The 1,418-nt window shown below is 40.8% G+C and carries 1 protein-coding gene; it reads left to right on the top strand.

Annotated elements, in window-relative coordinates:
* Nucleotides 1-175 precede the first annotated feature (175 nt).
* Nucleotides 176-1,418, top strand: a 1,243-nt coding sequence (locus tag ACWIHY_RS40345) for an IS1182 family transposase (protein WP_454381745.1), incomplete at its 3' end; no start/stop codon positions are given.

Raw genomic sequence — 1,418 nt, 5'->3', positions numbered from 1 at the left:
AGTCAGTCCTTTATACATTGCACGCAGTAAAGGATGAAATTGCAAGAGAAGACAGCCGGTAAAAGGCTGTCTTCTCAGGCTGTCGAGAAAATCTCGACAGCCTTTATTTTTCCTTAAAATATCCATTCTTCTGTAATAAAATAAAAGAAAGACTTAAAAGGACGGTGTCTTTCTCATGTTCCACACACGAAACTCTTCTCAAAACACAGCCGAATTTGTTCTGCTTGACCAACTCGTTGAAGAGGATCACCTGCTTCGGAAAATTGATAAACACATAGACTTCTCTTTCATCATTGAAAAGGTGAAACCTTACTACAGTGAAAACAAAGGCCGCCCCTCACTTGATCCGCTTATTTTATTTAAAATGATGTTTATCGGATACCTCTATGGTATCCGTTCAGAAAGACAGCTTGAAAAAGAAATTTACTACAATATGGCGTACAGATGGTTTCTCGGATTGAACATAAACGACCCGGTTCCACACCACTCCACCATCAGCTGGAACAGACGCACACGCTTTAAAGATACAACCATCTTCCAAGACATTTTTGATGAGATCGTTCTCCAGGCCATCAATCATGACATGGTGGGCGGACGAGTCCTATTCACCGACTCTACACACCTTAAAGCCAATGCCAACAAGCATAAATACACAAGAAAAACAATTGCGCAGGATACCCAAAACTATATCAAGGATTTAAATGAAGCCATTCAAGAGGATCGGGAGGAACACGGAAAAAAGCCATTAACAGCCAAAGAGGAGGTGAAAGCTGAAAAAGAGATCCGCCACAGTACAACCGATCCGGAAAGTGGCTATCTGTATCGTGAAAACAAACCAGAAGGTTTTTTCTATTTAGATCACCGCACAACAGATATGAAATACAACATTATCACCGATGCCTACGTCACACCTGGAAATGTCCATGATTCTGTGCCTTATCTTGACCGATTAGACCACCAAATCGCACGATTTGGTTTTCAAGTAGAAGCCGTCGCCCTTGATTCCGGATATTTAACGACTCCGATCTGTAAAGGATTATCTGACCGCCAAATCTTTGGTGTCATCGCACATAGACGTTATCACCCTATCCGAGGCTTGTTTCCAAAATGGAAATTTCATTATGACAGTGAACAAGACAGATACATTTGTCCAAATCACCAAACACTTACATACTCAACAACTGACCGAAAAGGCTACCGGTCATATAAATCAAATCCTGAAATATGTTCCTCATGCCCACTGCTTGAAAACTGTACAAAATCAAAGACTCGGCAGAAAGTGATTACTCGACATGTATGGGAAGAACATAAAGAAAAGGTCAGACAAAATCGCTTGTCTGTTTCAGGAAAAAACCTCTACAAAAAAAGAAAAGAAAAAATAGAGCGAAGCTTTGCAGATTCAAAACAGCTGCATGGGC

This window comes from Streptomyces sp. NPDC055287, assembly GCF_053646035.1.
The sequence above is the reverse complement of the archived record's forward strand: the minus strand, read 5'-3'. Positions and strand labels throughout refer to the sequence as shown.